General features: G+C 66.9%; 14 protein-coding genes. 3 read left to right on the top strand and 11 right to left on the bottom strand.

Annotated elements, in window-relative coordinates; genetic code table 11:
- Nucleotides 1-59 precede the first annotated feature (59 nt).
- Both N5D45_RS17710 and N5D45_RS17705 read right to left on the bottom strand, forming a co-directional pair.
- Nucleotides 60-452 carry a VanZ family protein gene (locus N5D45_RS17710; protein ID WP_279939374.1) on the bottom strand — a complete coding sequence of 131 codons (393 nt, stop codon included), beginning with the start codon at nt 450-452 and terminating at the stop codon, nt 60-62.
- Nucleotides 449-1,633, bottom strand: a complete 1,185-nt coding sequence (locus tag N5D45_RS17705; protein ID WP_010480950.1) for an SAM-dependent methyltransferase — start codon at nt 1,631-1,633, stop codon at nt 449-451. Before N5D45_RS17705 ends, N5D45_RS17710 begins: the two co-directional genes overlap by 4 nt.
- A gap of 59 nt (nt 1,634-1,692) precedes the next feature.
- Between N5D45_RS17705 and N5D45_RS17700 the strand changes: the two genes are divergently transcribed.
- A complete protein-coding gene (locus N5D45_RS17700) occupies nt 1,693-2,430 on the top strand; it encodes a pteridine reductase (protein ID WP_008265570.1) in 738 nt (245 codons plus the stop codon).
- A 76-nt stretch (nt 2,431-2,506) separates the two neighbouring features.
- On the opposite strand, the gene folK is transcribed toward N5D45_RS17700, so the two are convergent.
- Nucleotides 2,507-2,992 carry a 2-amino-4-hydroxy-6-hydroxymethyldihydropteridine diphosphokinase gene (folK, locus tag N5D45_RS17695; protein ID WP_019336898.1) on the bottom strand — a complete coding sequence of 162 codons (486 nt, stop codon included), beginning with the start codon at nt 2,990-2,992 and terminating at the stop codon, nt 2,507-2,509.
- A 91-nt stretch (nt 2,993-3,083) separates the two neighbouring features.
- On the opposite strand from folK, the gene N5D45_RS17690 reads away from it, so the two are divergent.
- Nucleotides 3,084-3,824: a 20S proteasome subunit A/B gene (locus tag N5D45_RS17690; protein ID WP_279939372.1), complete on the top strand. Its 741-nt coding sequence runs from the start codon at nt 3,084-3,086 to the stop codon at nt 3,822-3,824.
- Between the two features lie 80 nt (nt 3,825-3,904).
- On the opposite strand, the gene N5D45_RS17685 is transcribed toward N5D45_RS17690, so the two are convergent.
- The 4 genes from N5D45_RS17685 to N5D45_RS17670 all read right to left on the bottom strand — a co-directional run bounded on the left by N5D45_RS17685 (nt 3,905) and on the right by N5D45_RS17670 (nt 8,293).
- Nucleotides 3,905-5,416 carry a hybrid sensor histidine kinase/response regulator gene (locus tag N5D45_RS17685; RefSeq protein WP_010480961.1) on the bottom strand — a complete coding sequence of 504 codons (1,512 nt, stop codon included), beginning with the start codon at nt 5,414-5,416 and terminating at the stop codon, nt 3,905-3,907.
- A gap of 4 nt (nt 5,417-5,420) precedes the next feature.
- Nucleotides 5,421-5,861 carry a response regulator gene (locus N5D45_RS17680; protein ID WP_005411057.1) on the bottom strand — a complete coding sequence of 147 codons (441 nt, stop codon included), beginning with the start codon at nt 5,859-5,861 and terminating at the stop codon, nt 5,421-5,423.
- Nucleotides 5,858-7,675, bottom strand: a complete 1,818-nt coding sequence (locus N5D45_RS17675) for an ATP-binding protein (protein ID WP_043401644.1) — start codon at nt 7,673-7,675, stop codon at nt 5,858-5,860. Before N5D45_RS17675 ends, N5D45_RS17680 begins: the two co-directional genes overlap by 4 nt.
- Nucleotides 7,676-7,906: 231 nt before the next feature.
- Nucleotides 7,907-8,293 (bottom strand): BON domain-containing protein, encoded by a 387-nt coding sequence (locus N5D45_RS17670; protein WP_010480966.1) that lies wholly within the window; start codon nt 8,291-8,293, stop codon nt 7,907-7,909.
- A gap of 170 nt (nt 8,294-8,463) precedes the next feature.
- Here N5D45_RS17670 and N5D45_RS17665 point away from each other — a divergent pair, with 170 nt between their 5' ends.
- Nucleotides 8,464-9,507 (top strand): oxidoreductase, encoded by a 1,044-nt coding sequence (locus tag N5D45_RS17665; RefSeq protein WP_057502878.1) that lies wholly within the window; start codon nt 8,464-8,466, stop codon nt 9,505-9,507.
- Between the two features lie 283 nt (nt 9,508-9,790).
- Here the strand turns inward: N5D45_RS17665 and gnd are convergent, their stop codons facing one another.
- The 4 genes from gnd to N5D45_RS17645 all read right to left on the bottom strand — a co-directional run bounded on the left by gnd (nt 9,791) and on the right by N5D45_RS17645 (nt 14,980).
- Complete coding sequence (gene gnd, locus N5D45_RS17660) at nt 9,791-10,696, bottom strand: phosphogluconate dehydrogenase (NAD(+)-dependent, decarboxylating) (RefSeq protein ID WP_279939371.1); 906 nt, start codon at nt 10,694-10,696, stop codon at nt 9,791-9,793.
- A gap of 10 nt (nt 10,697-10,706) precedes the next feature.
- On the bottom strand, nt 10,707-11,945 hold the full coding sequence (locus N5D45_RS17655) for a hypothetical protein (RefSeq protein WP_279939370.1): 1,239 nt from the start codon (nt 11,943-11,945) through the stop codon (nt 10,707-10,709).
- A 17-nt stretch (nt 11,946-11,962) separates the two neighbouring features.
- On the bottom strand, nt 11,963-12,559 hold the full coding sequence (locus N5D45_RS17650) for a DUF2242 domain-containing protein (protein WP_010480975.1): 597 nt from the start codon (nt 12,557-12,559) through the stop codon (nt 11,963-11,965).
- A 243-nt stretch (nt 12,560-12,802) separates the two neighbouring features.
- Nucleotides 12,803-14,980 (bottom strand): carboxy terminal-processing peptidase, encoded by a 2,178-nt coding sequence (locus N5D45_RS17645; RefSeq protein ID WP_032130309.1) that lies wholly within the window; start codon nt 14,978-14,980, stop codon nt 12,803-12,805.
- Nucleotides 14,981-15,092: the final 112 nt, after the last annotated feature.

Below are 15,092 nucleotides of genomic sequence, written 5' to 3'. Positions count from 1 at the left end.
CCCATGCTCGGCTGCTTTTCAACCGGAAAGCCGAGCATGGGCTCGGCTCTACAGGAACCTCACCCGCGCCAGCGCAGCAGCAGGTCGCGCAGCGGGGTCAGTGCGGTGGCCATGCCGGCCAGCACACCGATCGTGTTGGCGATGGCATCCATCGGGTCGGCCATGCGGTTGCTGGTCAGCGCGCCCTGCGCGAACTCGATGCCGATGCCCATCAGCACCAGGCCCACGCCCACCCACAGCAGCGGGCGGCCCCGACGGAACAGCTGCACCGCGCTGCCTGCCAGGATGAAATAGGCGAGGAAGTGTTCGCCCTTGTCGCTGTTTTCCGGCAACGGAATCGGCGGTGGCGGGATCAGGCAGACCACAATCACCAGCAGCACGGCCAAACCCCACAGCACGGCCCACAACCGCGGCCGCCGCAGCGGCTTGATCACCTGCAACACCTCGCTCACAGGCGCCAGCTCAGGTCACCCAGTTCGAAGGCCGGTTCGAAATCGACGCCACGCTGCAGGCCGATGGCCTGGAAGCGCTCGCCCATCTCGGTCGGCAGGGTCAGCTTCTTCACCTGGTCGCGCAACTGGATGCGGCCGACCTCGTCGGTGCGTTCCTCGGCCAGCAGCAGCACCTGGTCCAGGCCATTACCGAGCAGGAAGCTGGCCTGGCTGCAGTAGCCAGCCAGCTCGAAACCGCCGTGCATGCCGGCCTCGGCCATCGCGGTGAAATCCACCGACGCCGTAATGTCCTGCAGGCCCGGCCAGCGGTGCACGTCGTTGTGAACGTGGTGGCGGTAGAACGCGCGCACGGTGCCATCGTCGCGGTCGTGCTGGTAGAACTCGCCGCGGTTGTAACCGTAGTCGACGAACAGCATCGCGCCACGCTGCAGGCCGCCGGCCACCGCCTGCAGCCAGTACGGCAGCTGCGGCAGCACCTCGGAGCGGTAGCCTTCGGCGAAGGGCTTTTCCAGGTAGCGCTCGATGTGGCGCACCGCACCGTTGAGCAGGATATCGGCCGGCTGCGCACCACGGATGAAGTTGCCTTCGGCATCCAGCTCGACGGTTTCCTCATAGACCTCGCCATCGCGGATCAGGAAGCGCGGCGTCGGCAGCGCGTCGATCACCTCGTTGGCGAACACCACGCCTTCCCAGTCCTCTTCGAACGGGCGGTCGACCCAGTCCACGCGCGCGGCCAGCTCGGCCGGCAGGTTCTGCTGCAGGCGCTGCTGCTGGCGCTCGCGCAGGTCCGCGCTGGGTTCGAGGATGGCATAGCGCGACGGCAGCGCGTCCAGTTCGGCCAGGCGCAGCAGCACGGCCTCGGCAAAGGCGCCGGTACCGCCGCCCAGTTCCAGCATCCGCGCCTGTGCACCCAGCTGCGCGAACACCGGCGCCAGCGCATTGGCCACGCTGCCGGCGAACAGGCTGCCAAGCTCGGGCGCGGTGGTGAAGTCACCACTGCCACCGAACTTGCTGGCGCCGGCGCTGTAGTAACCCCAGCCAGGGGTATACAGGCACAGCTCCATGAAGCGCGAGAAGGGCATCGCCCCGCCCTGGGCAAGGATCTCGGCGCGCAGGGCGGCGGCCAGCTGGTCGCTGTGGGCCAGGGCATCGGCTTCGGGCAGGGGGAAGGTGGGCTGCATGGCGTCTTCGAATGCGGTGACAATGGTGCACAGGATAGCCGAGCCTTGGAGGACCCTCGATGAGCGATACCCACCCCGTGGTCCTGATCACCGGCAGCGCGCGCCGGATCGGTGCGGCCATCGCCCGCCAGTTCCACGCCTGTGGCTGGTCGGTGGTGCTGCATGCCAACACCTCCAGCGCCGAGCTGCAGCAGGCCGCGTTCGATTTCGACAACGTGCGCCCCGGCAGCGTGCTGGCCCTGCAGGCCGACCTGCGTGACGCCGACGCCCTGCCCGACCTGGTGGAACAGGCCGTCACCCACTTCGGCCGCCTGGACGCGCTGGTCAACAATGCCTCCAACTTCTTCCCCACCCCGCTCGGTCAGGTTACCGCCGAGGCAATGGACGAGCTGTATGCGGTCAACGCGCGCGCGCCGCTGCTGCTATCACAGGCGGCGGCGCCCTACCTGCGCCGCCAGCAGGGCTGCATCGTCAACCTGACCGACCTGCACGGCACCGACCCGATGCGGGACCACATCGCCTACACGATGGCCAAGGCCGCGCTGGAGATGGCCACCCGCTCGCTGGCGCTGGAGCTGGCGCCGAAGGTGCGGGTCAATGCGGTGGCGCCCGGCGCGATCCTGTGGCCGGAACAGGGCAAGGACGATTTCGCCCGCGAGGCGCTGCTGGCGCGCACGCCGCTGGCGCGGATCGGCACGGTCGAGGAGATTGCCGAAGCGGTGTACTGGCTGGTGGCCGAAGCCAGCTTCGTCACCGGCCACACCCTGCGCGTGGATGGCGGGCGCACGGTCAGTTGAAGCATTGCCGGCCAGCGACCGGCACCACCGGTAGCGCCGGGCCATGCCCGGCGAGCGCAGCGGCAACAACAACCGATCATTCCAGCTCCACGACCTCGAACGCTTCGCCAAACTGCGTGTGCGCACGCCACAGCGTGGCCAGGTCCAATCCGCTGACCGGGTCGATGAAGTCCGGGGCGATGTCGGCCAGCGGCTTCAGCACGAAGGCATGCTTCAGCTCCGGGCGCGGGATGCGCAGGTGGCCGGGGCCTTCCACCACCAGGTCACCGTAGAACACCACGTCGATGTCCAGGGTCCGGTCGGAGAAGCGCGGCCCGCTGCGGTCGCGGCCGTGCGCGTCTTCCAGCGCGTGCAGCCAGTCGTCCAGTTCCTGGAGCGGCAGGTCGGTGTCGATCGCCACGGCGTTGTTGAGGAAGGCCGGGCCGTCGAAGCCGACCGCGGCAGTACGGTAGGCCGGCGACACCCGCAGCGCGCCGAAGCGCTCGCGCAGGGCCGTCACCGCGGCGTGGAGGTAGCGGCGGGGCTGGACGTTGCTGCCCAGGCTCAGGAGCACGGTGGTCATGCGGTTCAGGTGACGGCACTTGGGGGGCGTGGACATGCCGTCGTCACGGCGGCCTGCCTACAATCCGGGACGCACATGATAGGGCACCGACATGACCTATTGCGTTGGAATCGAGGTGGACGAGGGCCTGGTCTTCGCTGCCGACACCCGGACCAATGCCTCGCTGGACGATGTGCGCGTGCACCGCAAGCTGCACGTGTTCGAGTACCCCGGCCAGGCAGCCTACGTGCTGATGGCGGCTGGCAACCTGGCCACCACCCAGCTGCTGGTGTCGCGCCTGGGGCGCGACGCCAGTGAACGACGCACGCCCAACCTGCACGACATGACCCACCTGTTCGAGGCTGCCGAGTACGTCGGCCAGCTGCTGGTGGACAGCCAGGTGCACAGCAGCTACAGCGAACATGGCCACGATGGAGTCAACACCCAGGCCACGCTGATCTTCGGCGGCCAGATCGCCGGCGAGCGGCCCGGGCTGTACATGATCTACCCGCTCGGCAACGCCATCGCCGCCTCGCCGGAGACGCCCTACCTGCAGATCGGTGAGTCCAAGTACGGCAAGCCGATCCTCGACCGCATCCTCAGCCCGGCCACGCGCCTGGAGGATGCAGCGCGCACGGCGATCGTCTCGCTGGACTCCACCATCCGTTCCAACCTGTCGGTGGGCCTGCCGATCGATCTTGCGCTGCTGCGCGACGGCGAGCTGCGCATCGGCCAGCAGCTGCGGCTGGGCGCGGATTCGGCGTTGTATGCCGACATCCATCAGAACTGGTCGCGGCGGCTGGAACAGGCGGTGGACGCCCTGCCGCGGTTCCCCTGGGAAACCGTGGATTGATCGACCTGACCTGCCGCCGGGCACGGCCCGGCGCTACCGAAGGCGGTGGGTAGCGCCGGGCCATGCCCGGCGACGCTTACTCAACCCAGCGCTTCGGCCACCGCGCGGAAGACCTGCTGCATCTGCAGCGGCTTGCGCAGCACATGCACCTCCACACCGGCCGGGAATGCATCGGCCGAGACCGGCACCGCAGGGTCCTCCAGCACCAGCGCCGGGCCGCGATAGCCCAGTGCCGCCATCTCGCCCAACAGCTGGCTGGCCGGCAGCAGCTTGGAGCCGGCGTCGGCGATCACCAGTGCCGGCAACGCCTCCTGCTGCATCCAGCGCAGCGCAGCCGGGCCGTCGGACGCCAGCTGCAGCTGGTAGCCCTGGCTGGACAGCGCATTGCCCAGCAGCGACAGGCGCGTGGCTTCGCCATCGACCACCAGGATCGACTGGCCACTGCCCAGTGCCACCAGCTGTTCGATCGGCTCACTGCCATCAATGGCGTCGTGCATCGGCAGGCGCAGCTCGAAGCAGGTGCCCTGCCCCGGCTGGCTGCTGACGTGGATGCTGCCGCCGGCGCCTTCAACAATGCGTTTGCAGGAGATCAGGCCCAGGCCGGTGCCATCGGCCTTGGTGGTGAAGAATGGATTGAACAGATGCGACAGTGTGTCCGCATCCATGCCGATCCCTTCGTCAGCCACCCGGATGTGCATCCAGTCCACGCCATCGCGCTGGCCGGCATGGCTGGCGGTCAGGCTCAGGCGACCGCCGTTGGGCATCGCCTGGATCGCGTTGAGCGCCAGGTTCAGCATCACCTGCTGCAGTTCGGTGTAGTTGGCGTCGACCACCAGGCCTTCGTCCTGCACCTGCAGTTCCAGGCGCACCGCATCGGGCACGTTGCTGCGCAACAGCAGCGCCACCGCATCGAACAGGCCATCGATCTCGATGCGTTCGCTCGGCTTGCGCGAACCGCGCACGAACGACAGCATCGATTCGGCCATCTCATGGCCACGGCGGCCGCACTCGGCGATGACATCGGCCAGATGGTGCAGCTGCGGATCGTCGGTTCGCGCCTTCAGCAGGTCCGGCATGATCAGCAGCGGCTGCAGGATGTTGCGCAGGTCGTGACTGAGGCCGGCGGCGAGCAGCGACAGGCTTTCCAGGCGCTGTGCGCGCATCAGTTCGGTTTCCACCCGAGCACGCTCGATCGCGCTGCGTGCATCGCGGATCGCACGCGCCACTGCCGACGGCAGGCGCGCCGGCAGGTGCTTGATGATGTAGTCATTGGCGCCCTTCTGCAGCGCCGCCACCGCGTTCTCCTCACCCATGGTGCCGGAGACGAAGATGAAGGGCACTTCCGGTGAGGTTTCGCGCACGATGCGCAGCGCGTCGTCACCGGAGAATCCCGGCATGCTCAGGTCGGACAGCACGATGTCCGGCTGGAACGCGACCAGTGCCTGGCGCAGTTCAGCCTCGCTCTCGACACGCTCGAAACGGGCCTCCAGGCCCGCATCAAGCATCTGTTCGGACATCAGCTCGGCATCTTCCGGTGAGTCCTCCACCAGCAGGATGCGCAGCGCCCCCAGGGCGGGACCGGTCAGGGGCATGGGCTCACTCGAGTTCCGGTGCCTGGTTGATCAACGCCCAGAACTTTCCCAGGGTCTGCACCGCGCCGAAGAACTGGTCCACGTCCACCGGCTTGACCACATAGGCGTTCACGCCCATGTCCCAGCTGCGGGCCAGGTCACTTTCCTCGCGCGAGGACGACAGGATCACCACCGGCAGGCGCTTGAGCTCTTCGTGCTCGCGGATCTGCCGCAGCACTTCCAGGCCATCCATGCGCGGCATCTTGATGTCCAGCAGCAGCACCGCCGGCAGGCCTTCCTCACGGTTGGCAAAGGCACCACGGCGCAACAGGTAGTCCATCACTTCCACGCCATCCTCGACGTGCACGATGGGGTTGGCCAGACGCGCCTCTTCCAGGGCGTCGATCGCCATTTCGGCATCAGCCGGGCTGTCTTCGGCGAGAAGAATGGTGCGCAGAGTGGTCATGCAGAAGGCCCTTGTTTGTCCGCATCGATCGCGGGAGGCAGGTAGAAGTGGAAGGTGGCGCCGACGTCCGGTTCAGCCTCGGCCCAGATACGGCCACCATGACGGGTGAGCACGCGGCGCACGCTGGCCAGGCCGATGCCGGTACCCGGGTAGTCGCTGGCCTTGTGCAGGCGCTGGAAGACACCAAACAGCTTGCCGGCGTAGGCCATGTCAAAGCCTGCACCATTGTCGCTGACCGTGAACTGATGACCGCCGTCAGGCTGCGGCTGGTAGTCCACGCGGATCTTCGCCGGTTCGCGGTTGCCCGAATACTTCACCGCGTTGCCGAGCAGGTTCAGCCAGACCTGGCGGATCATGTTCTCATCGCCCACCACGATCGGCAGCGGTGCGATGCTCCACTCCACGTGGTGCGCATGGCCGCTGTTCTCGGCCTCGGCCTGCAGGTTGGAATCGAGCATGGCGCGGGTATCGGCCACCAGCGACTGCATGTCCACCGCCTGCTGGCGCATTGCCGCGCGGCCCAACCGCGAATACACCAGCAGGTCGTCGATCAGTGCCGCCATGCGCCGCGCCGAACTGGAGATCACCTCCAGGTAATGGCGGCTCTTGTCATCGGCGGCGTCGCCCAGATGGCGCGACAGCTTGTCGGAGAATCCGGCCACGTGGCGCAGCGGCGCGCGCAGATCGTGCGAGACCGAATAGCTGAAGGCTTCCAGTTCCCTGTTGACCTCGGACACCTGCGCAACCTTGCCTTCCAGCTGGCGGTTCAGTTCCTCCACCCGCAACTGCACGGCACGCTGCACGGTGACGTCACTGATCGTGAGCAACACCACTTCGTCGTCGGTGTCCGGCAGCGGCATGCGCCGCGCGTTGAGCAGCATGTAGCGCACCATGCCATCGGCGGCGCGCTGTTCATGCTCGAAGTCCCACAGTTCGCGGCCGCGCAACAGCACATCGGACAGTCGCTGGCGCATCACGGGATCCTTCCACGCGCCGTCGCCGACAGTGTCCAGCAACAGGCCATCGGCGCGTTCATCCTGCAGCCCGTACAACTCGGCGAAGGCAGGGTTGTGCAGCTGCACGCGCAGGTCGCGGTCGAGCAGCACGATCGGTTCACGCACGGTCTGCAGCACCGAGGCTGCACGTGCGGCCGAGCGCAGCGACTGCCGTTCGGCATACAGGCGGCGACCAATCTGCCGCTGCAGCAGCCACAGCACCAGGCCGAGCAGCGACAGCTGGATCACCAGCGAACTCCACGACACCAGCTCGGTCTGCTTGCGCTGGCGGGCAGCCTGCTCGGCACGCTGTGTCAGCAGTTTCTGCTCGCTGGCCTGCAGTTCCTCCACCAGGCCACGGATCGGATAACGCGTGCTCAGATCCTGCACCAGCTCGCGCTGATCACTGTTGGGCTCGGACTTTGCCAGTTCGCGGGCAAGCGCCATGCGCCCTTCCAGCATCGACTCGATGCGGCCGATGCGGATCAGCTGATCAGGATTGTCGCGGGTCATCCGCCCCAGTTCAGCCAGGCGCCCGGGAAGGTCATTGGCTTTGGCCATGCGCTCGCGCAGGCCAGGTGCGTCCACGCCCTTGGACAGTGTCAGCGCGGCCGATTCGACATCGCGTACATCGGCCTGCAGCTGTTGCAGCGCCACACCGACGGCCTGGGTATGGTTGACCCAGGCCATCGCATCTTCGCTGTCCTGCTGCAGTTTGCGCAGGGTCAACCACGGCACCACGATGATCGCGGCAGCGGCCAGCGCCAGGGCCGGCAACCGCCAGCGGTCCCAGATGTCATCACTGAAAACCAGCGCCATAGTTCCTCGTCAGCACAGCCGCAAAGCGTCTGCCGTTACCGGCCCCACTGCGGCGGAACCGGCAATATAGCGCAGGCGGTCACGACTCTGGAATTTCCAGCGCGGTTGGCTGAACGGGTTCGGAATTCGATGCTGTAGAGCCGAGCCCACGCTCGGCTGCCTTGGAGTTCCAGCCGAGCATGGCTCGGCTCTACAGGTCAGTGGGCGCCCCGCATGGGGCGCCCACCGGGGTCAGCGCTTGGCAGCAGCACTGACCTTCAATGCAGCGGCATCGACGCGGGTCACGCCCTTGATGCCCTTGGCGGTGGTGACCGCCTTGTCCTTCTCGGCCTGGGTCGCCACGGCGCCACTGAGGCTGACCACGCCGTTCACCGTTTCCACCTTGATCTCCGTGCCCGGAACGTTGCTGCTGGCCAGAAGATCAGCCTTCACCTTGGTGGTGATCCAGCTGTCGGTCACCGGCTCGTTGGAATCATGGCGGTCGGCGTGGGTCATTGCCGAATGATCGGTCTTGGGGGGACTCTTCGCGGCCGGATCCTTGGCGAATGCGGCCGAGGAGGACAGCGCCAGGGCCAGCGTAAGGGCCGAGGCAATCAGCGTGCGGGTCGTATTGCTCATCGTGTCGTACTCCTGCGGAATGTGCTGCCAGTCTGGACAAGTAGGCGTAGAGCACGCGTGGCGCTGCGGTCACGCTGCCGTGAATCGACCCGCATTCAACGGCAACGGTTCAGTTTGGGGTTGCCGTCGCGGGTCGTTTACCCTGCCCTTCCCACTGCCGGAGCTCTGCCATGCGCCCCGACCTGCATCTGGCCCTGATCGGCTACGGCCTTGCCGGCCGCGTCTTCCATGCGCCCCTGATCCAGCACACGCCGGGCCTGGTGCTGCACAGCATCGTGAGCTCGCAGCGCGACACGCTGCTGCGCGCGTTCAGCGACGTGCACGTGCGTTCCACGCCGCAGGAGGTGTTCGACGATCCAGGCGTGGATGCCGTAGTGATCGCCACGCCGAATGAACAGCATGCGCCGCTGGCAATCGCGGCACTGGCTGCGGGCAAGCATGTGCTGGTCGACAAGCCGTTCGCGCTGGACGTGGCCCAAGCGGAAACGGTATTGGCTGCGGCACGCGATGCCGGACGCATCGCCACCGTGTTCCAGAACCGGCGCTTCGATGCCGACTTCCTCACGCTGCAGGCGCTGCTTGCGGACGGGACGCTCGGCGACATTGCCGAGTGCCATGCGCACTTCGATCGCTACCGTCCACAGGTACGCGACCGCTGGCGCGAACAGGATGGCCCCGGCAGTGGCCTGTGGTACGACCTGGGCCCGCACCTGCTGGACCAGATGCTGGTGCTGTTCGGCTGGCCCGAGGCGATCGATGCCGATCTGGCCGTGCAGCGCGAAGGTGGCAGCGGCATCGATTACTTCCACGCGGTGCTGCACTACCCGCGGCATCGCGCGATCATCCATTCCGGTTCGCTGGTGGCGGCGCAGACGCCGCACTTCAGCGTGCATGGCAGCAAGGCAAGCTGGATCAAGCACGGCCTGGACGTGCAGGAGGCGCAGCTGCGCCGCGGTGTGGCACCCGGTGCGCCAGGCTGGGGTATCGATCCGCGGCATGGTGAGCTGGTGCGCTGCGATGCCGAAGACAACGTGCAGCGCACGACGGTCGACAACCTGCCCGGTGACTACCGGCGGCTGTATGCACAGTTCGCGGCGGCGATGCATGGCGACGGAGAAGCCACGGTCAGCCCGGTGCAGGCATTGCAGTTGATGCGGCTGCTGCAGGCCGGCATGGACAGTGCGCGCGAAGGGCGGCGAATCGCGTTGGGGTGATCGGCAGGGCTGCGCCCTGCACCTGCCGAATCAACGGCAGCAGCAACGTCAAAAGCGGGCATTCCCTGGGATGGCGGGGTGGATCCGGTTGCGGGGGACGGCGCAAGTACATCCATGTAGCCTCGGTCGCGCCATCCATGGCGCTCACGCCCCCGCAACCGGACCCACCCCGCCTTCGACAGATACCCGCGATCTGCCGAAATGGCATGATCGGCTCCTGGTGGGTGTCGACCTTGGTCGACACGTAGATCCACGCCATGCGTGGATCTACGCCAATCGGTGCTTACGACTTCTTGATCGCGTGGCCGCCGAATTCATTGCGCATCGCCGACAGCAGGCGGTCGGTGAACGAATTGGATTCACGCGAGCGCAGGCGTTCCAGCAGCGACAAGGTGATCACCGGTGCCGGCACATCCAGTGCGATCGCTTCGGCCACGGTCCAGCGGCCTTCACCAGAATCCTCCACGTACGGCGCGATGCCATCCAGCGACGGATTGCGCTTGAGGGCTTCGGTGCTCAGGTCCAGCAGCCACGAGCGCACCACGCTGCCGTGGCGCCACACCTCGGCCACCTGGGCCAGGTCCAGCTCCATCTCCTGCTTGCGCTCCATCAACGCGAAGCCTTCGGCGTAGGCCTGCATCATTCCGTATTCGATGCCGTTGTGGACCATCTTGGTGAAGTGGCCGGCGCCAGACGGACCGACACGTGCCCAGCCGCGATCTTCAGCCGGTGCCAACGTGCGCAGCAGCGGTGCGATCTGCTCCACCACCGGCGCTTCGCCACCGACCATCAGGCTGTAGCCCTCCTGCAGGCCCCACACGCCACCGCTGGTGCCGCAGTCGACGTAGCCCAGATCGTCCTCGGCCAGCGCCTTGGCGCGGCGGATCGAGTCCTGGTAGTTGGAGTTGCCGCCGTCGATGACGATGTCACCCTCGGCCAGGTGCGGGGTCAGCTGGCCCAGGGTCTGGTCGACGGTTTCGCCAGCCGGCACCATCAGCCACACCACGCGCGGCACCGGCAGTGCGGCTACGGCCGCGGCCAGAGAATCAACCACCCCCAGGCCGGCCTCGGCGGCGCGCTGGCGGGCGCCTTCGCCCGGGTCGTAGCCGACCACGCGGTGGCCGCCGCGATGCAGGCGCTGGGCCATGTTGGCGCCCATGCGGCCGAGGCCGATCATTGCAATATCCATTGTTTCACCTTCAGTTGGGGTCTAGGGTCAGGCTGCCTGGCCTGCCGGTAGCCGCGCAGTGGCGCAGCTGCGCCTCGCGCCAACGCCGGTAGAGCGTGGTATGCAGATTGTGCACCGCCAGGTCGATCGAAAACGGCGTTCGTGGGTTGCGATCAAGCAGGCGGGCGATGTGGTAGCCGATGGGACGTATACCGCGTGGATGCACATAGATCACGAACTGCTGGTAGAACGGATCGTCCAGCAGCTGGTCCATGCGTGCCAGCGTGGCGTGGTAGCGCGGTTCCAGCCGTGCACGGAGGTCCGGGTCGCGCTCGAACAGCAGGCGCTCGAAGTAGCGCTGGCCGATCCGCGGGATGTCCTGCGCGAGTTTCCATAGTTCGACATTGCGCTGGTCGTACCAGGCCAGGCCGCCGTGGGTGGCCAGGGCCTGCGCAGCGTCCGCGCCCACGTCAACCACCACGAAGTTCTCGGCCTGGTTGCTCAGGTCGTCCAGCGTGCCCTTGTCGTACACATGTTCGATGAAACCGGGCACGCCCACGAACGCCTGCCGCCCCATCGCCGAGGTGCGCACCGCCTTGCCATCGGCGAAGAAATCGCCGGAATGAGCGCCGAGCAGAATGCTGTCGGTACCGTGCAGGGCGAGGAACGTGCCGATCGACAGCTCCTCTGCGGCAAATTCGGCGTCGAATGCAGCATCGCCATACAGCTCGCGCTGGGCGGCCAGCTGCGCGACCTGGCGGCCGACTCCGCATTCGGCGCGCACATTGCCGCTGTAGAACGCCTGCAGCGCCTGGCTGTTGCTCGCAGTGGGCACGAAACCACGGCCGAAACTTCGCGTGCGCTGCCAGCTTTGCGCCTGTGCGCCGTGCAGGCCGAAGCCAATCCAACCGAGCTGCAGGCCAGAGAAGCGGAATCCTGGATTGCCCTGCAATGCAGTAGCGGCACGTTGCGTGGCTGCACCCAGCTCGAACGCATAGGCGCAGACCGTGGCCGGATCGTCCAGCAGCTGCTGCAGCAACGCCTGGCGCGCTGCAGCAGACATGTCTGCCGGCCAGCGCGCGTGCAGGTCGCCGGCAGCCTGCGACTCGGCCAGCGACGCGCGCGTACACACTGCGCCGCCGTGGACCTGCGGCGTACTGAGCGCGGCTTCATCGAAACGCCAGCCCAGCCGCTGCAGCAGCCCCTGCGTACAGTCGGCGGCTGTGGCCGCCATGCCCAGCACGGGCGCCAGCAGCAGGGCCGCGCCCATCAACCCGCCGTGCACGTTCAGCCCTGGTCCGTGCGGGCGGGTGCGGGCTCAGGAACTGCAGAGGGCGGCGGCAACGGTGATGGCGTGCCCGCAGCCGGCGGCAGGTACTGCTGCAGGCGCTGGAAGAAGCGGCGATAGAAATCGGCATCGGTGACCGTGCTGCTCGCCACTTTCACCAACGAATCGTCGTTGCTGCCGAACGGCAGCGATACCGAGCCCAGCGCACCGACACCGACACTGGCTGAGGTCGGGCTCTTCTTCAGCGCATAGCGGTCCTGCACCGCACTGACGAACACCAGCGTCTGGTTGCCACGCGGCGCGCAGGAGATGCGCAGCACCAGCTGCTCATGGTCGTCTTCGCGCGGCTGGAAGTTCTTGTTGCCTTCCACCTGTGCGTCATCGGCACGGGCGATGGCATAGCCCTGGCTGAGCAGGGTGCGTCGCGCAGCTTCACAGGCTTCGCCCGGGCGGCCATCGACGGTACGCGAGAACGTGTCGCCGGAGTCGAAGGATTCGCGCAGCAACGTGCTGTCGGCGGTGCGGCCACCACAGGCCGACAGGATCAGGGCGCTGCCAAGCGCCACAACAGCACTGGAAAGACGGGAGGCCCGCATGGGTACTCCTGCGAGGACGGTACCGCCAAGGGTAGTCCTGCGGCCGTGTGCGGCGGGTCGAAACCGGCATGACCGCGCCCCCCCGTTGCTGCCTGTTCATGCACAAAAAAGGGACGGAGGGGATTAAGTCGTTTGTGGCACATGGCTCGCCGGGCATGGCCCGGCGCTACCGGGACGGAGGCACCCAAACGAAAAGGGGCCGGCAATGCCGCCCCCCCTGCGGTATCGCATGCCGTCGCCGGCTCAGTCCGCCCAGCGACCGGCGCCGGTGGACTGCGGCAGCACCTGCGCCGACAGCGGGCGGTCGTTGGCCAGCAGGTTCACCGCATCGGCCAGGATCGAGGCCGACTCGCGCAGCAGCGGGTCAGGACGCTTCTCGGCAGCCTTCTCGCGTGCGGCATCCTTGACGATGTCGCGCTCGTTGCCCGTCAGGCCGTCGTCGTTGCTGTCATCGGCCAGCGGGTCCAGGGCCAGGCCCAGTTCCTTGCGCATCGCCTGGCGCTCCTTGCGCTGGGTGTCCTGGCGCTCACGCTCGGCGCGGCGGGTGGCCTCATTGAGCGAGATGTACTTCTTCGCGGCCTCGGTGCGGAACTGCTGCACGTCCTCGTTCCACCACTGGAATTCCTTGTCGGCGGCAATGCGCGCGTCATGGCGGGTTTCCAGCTTCGGCAGCAGCGGCGCGAAGTTGCCGTACTGGGTGTGCGGCACGGCGGCGATGCGGGTCCACGGCAGGGCGTTATCGTAGGTGCTCTCGCCGAACTCGGTGGCATCGACGCTGGCCGGGAACGCCAGGTCCGGCACCACACCCTTGTGCTGGGTGCTGCTGCCGCTGATGCGGAAGAACTGGGCGATGGTCAGCTTGACCTGACCGAAGCGCTGGGTCTCACCACTCGGCCAACGGTCGAGGTCGACGATGTTCTGCACCGTGCCCTTGCCGAAGCTGGTCTCACCGATCACAAGGCCACGGCCGTAATCCTGGATGGCACCGGCGAAGATCTCCGAGGCCGAGGCCGAACCGCGGTTGATCAGCACCGCCAGCGGGCCATCCCATGCCACGCCCTGGTTGCGGTCGCTGTTGACGGTGACGCGGCCACCGGACTCGCGCACCTGCACCACCGGGCCCTGCTCGATGAACAGGCCGGTCAGTTCAATGGCTTCATCCAGCGAACCACCGCCGTTGTTGCGCAGATCCAGCACCACGCCATCCAGCTTGTCGTTCTTGAAGCCGGCCAGCAGCTTGGCCACGTCGCGGGTGGCCGAAGCGTAATCGGCCGCATTGCGGCGACGGCCTTCGAAGTCCTGGTAGAAGGTCGGCAGCTTGATCACGCCGACCTTGCGTGCCGGCTCGCCGTTGGCGGCCGGAATGGTCATGGTCTCGCCCTTGGCAGCCTGTTCGGCCAGGCGCACCTTCTGGCGGGTCAGCACCAGGGTATGGTGCTTGCCGTCGGCACCTTCAGCGGCCGGAATGAATTCCAGCTTGACCTGGGTGTCCTTGGCGCCACGGATCTTGGCCACGACATCGTCGATGCGCCAGCCGATCACGTCCTCGACCAGGCCGGACTTGCCCTGGCCGACGCCGACGATACGGTCACCCGGCTTCAGCGTGCCGTCCACCGCAGCCGGACCACCGGCGATGATCTCGCGGATTACCACTACGTCGTCCTGGCGCTGCAGCTGCGCACCGATGCCTTCCAGCGACAGCGACATCGCCTGGTTGAAGTTCTCGGCGGTGCGCGGGGTGAAGTAATCGGTGTGCGGATCGACCGCGCTGGTGTACGAATTCATGAAGAACTGGAAGACGTCTTCGCCCTTCAGTTCATTGACCGACTTCTCCAGCGTCGCGTAGCGCTTGTCCAGCGTCTTGCGGATGTCGTCCGGCTTCTTGCCGGCCAGCTTCAGGCGCAGCCAGTCGTTCTTCACCGACTTGCGCCACAGCTCATCCAGTTCGGCGCTGCTGGCCGCCCACGGCACCTTCTTGCGGTCGTATTCGAAGCGCTCGTCGGTGGTGAAGTCCGGCTCCTGCTTGAGCAGCTTGCGCGCATAGGCCACACGTTCGCCGACGCGCTGCTTGTAGACCGCGAACACCTGGAACGCCGGCTCCAGCTCGCCGCCACGGATGGCCGAGGAGATGTTGGCTTCGAACGGCGCGAAGCGCGCCACGTCGGCCTGGGTGAAGTACTGCTTGCCGCCGTCCAGCGTCTCCAGGTAGCGCTTGAACACGTCCTTGGAGGTGGCCTCGTCCAGCGCGCGCGGGCGGTAGGCGTAACGGCTGTCGGACAACAGGCCGTACACCAGCTTGGAGGTGGTCACCTGATCGGCGGTTGCCGCGGCGGGCAATGCCGGCGAGTCGGCCTTGGCCGCCAGCGCCAGCGGCGCAACCAGCGCCAGGGCCATCAGGAATGCGGGGGCTTTGAATTTCATTGACGTGCTCGAAGGCGCCTTGCCAAGGGGGAGACTGCGTGGTGTTCAGACACCACGACAGTGCCGAAAGTTGCCGGGTTTGTCACCCGGCCGCGCTCGGTGGAAAACCAGC

Origin of the sequence: Stenotrophomonas sp. GD03819 (assembly GCF_029841665.1) — a bacterium.
GTDB lineage: Bacteria > Pseudomonadota > Gammaproteobacteria > Xanthomonadales > Xanthomonadaceae > Stenotrophomonas > Stenotrophomonas geniculata.
This window is presented reverse-complemented; position numbering and strand designations above follow the sequence as displayed.

Coding starts and splice junctions, on each gene's coding strand:
- gnd (WP_279939371.1), bottom strand. CDS start 10,696: ATGGATATTGCAATGATCGGCCTCGGCCGCATGGGCGCCAACATGGCC.
- N5D45_RS17665 (WP_057502878.1), top strand. CDS start 8,464: ATGCGCCCCGACCTGCATCTGGCCCTGATCGGCTACGGCCTTGCCGGC.
- N5D45_RS17645 (WP_032130309.1), bottom strand. CDS start 14,980: ATGAAATTCAAAGCCCCCGCATTCCTGATGGCCCTGGCGCTGGTTGCG.
- N5D45_RS17700 (WP_008265570.1), top strand. CDS start 1,693: ATGAGCGATACCCACCCCGTGGTCCTGATCACCGGCAGCGCGCGCCGG.
- N5D45_RS17680 (WP_005411057.1), bottom strand. CDS start 5,861: ATGACCACTCTGCGCACCATTCTTCTCGCCGAAGACAGCCCGGCTGAT.
- N5D45_RS17685 (WP_010480961.1), bottom strand. CDS start 5,416: ATGCCCCTGACCGGTCCCGCCCTGGGGGCGCTGCGCATCCTGCTGGTG.
- N5D45_RS17690 (WP_279939372.1), top strand. CDS start 3,084: ATGACCTATTGCGTTGGAATCGAGGTGGACGAGGGCCTGGTCTTCGCT.
- N5D45_RS17655 (WP_279939370.1), bottom strand. CDS start 11,945: ATGGGCGCGGCCCTGCTGCTGGCGCCCGTGCTGGGCATGGCGGCCACA.
- N5D45_RS17705 (WP_010480950.1), bottom strand. CDS start 1,633: ATGCAGCCCACCTTCCCCCTGCCCGAAGCCGATGCCCTGGCCCACAGC.
- N5D45_RS17675 (WP_043401644.1), bottom strand. CDS start 7,675: ATGGCGCTGGTTTTCAGTGATGACATCTGGGACCGCTGGCGGTTGCCG.
- folK (WP_019336898.1), bottom strand. CDS start 2,992: ATGACCACCGTGCTCCTGAGCCTGGGCAGCAACGTCCAGCCCCGCCGC.
- N5D45_RS17650 (WP_010480975.1), bottom strand. CDS start 12,559: ATGCGGGCCTCCCGTCTTTCCAGTGCTGTTGTGGCGCTTGGCAGCGCC.
- N5D45_RS17670 (WP_010480966.1), bottom strand. CDS start 8,293: ATGAGCAATACGACCCGCACGCTGATTGCCTCGGCCCTTACGCTGGCC.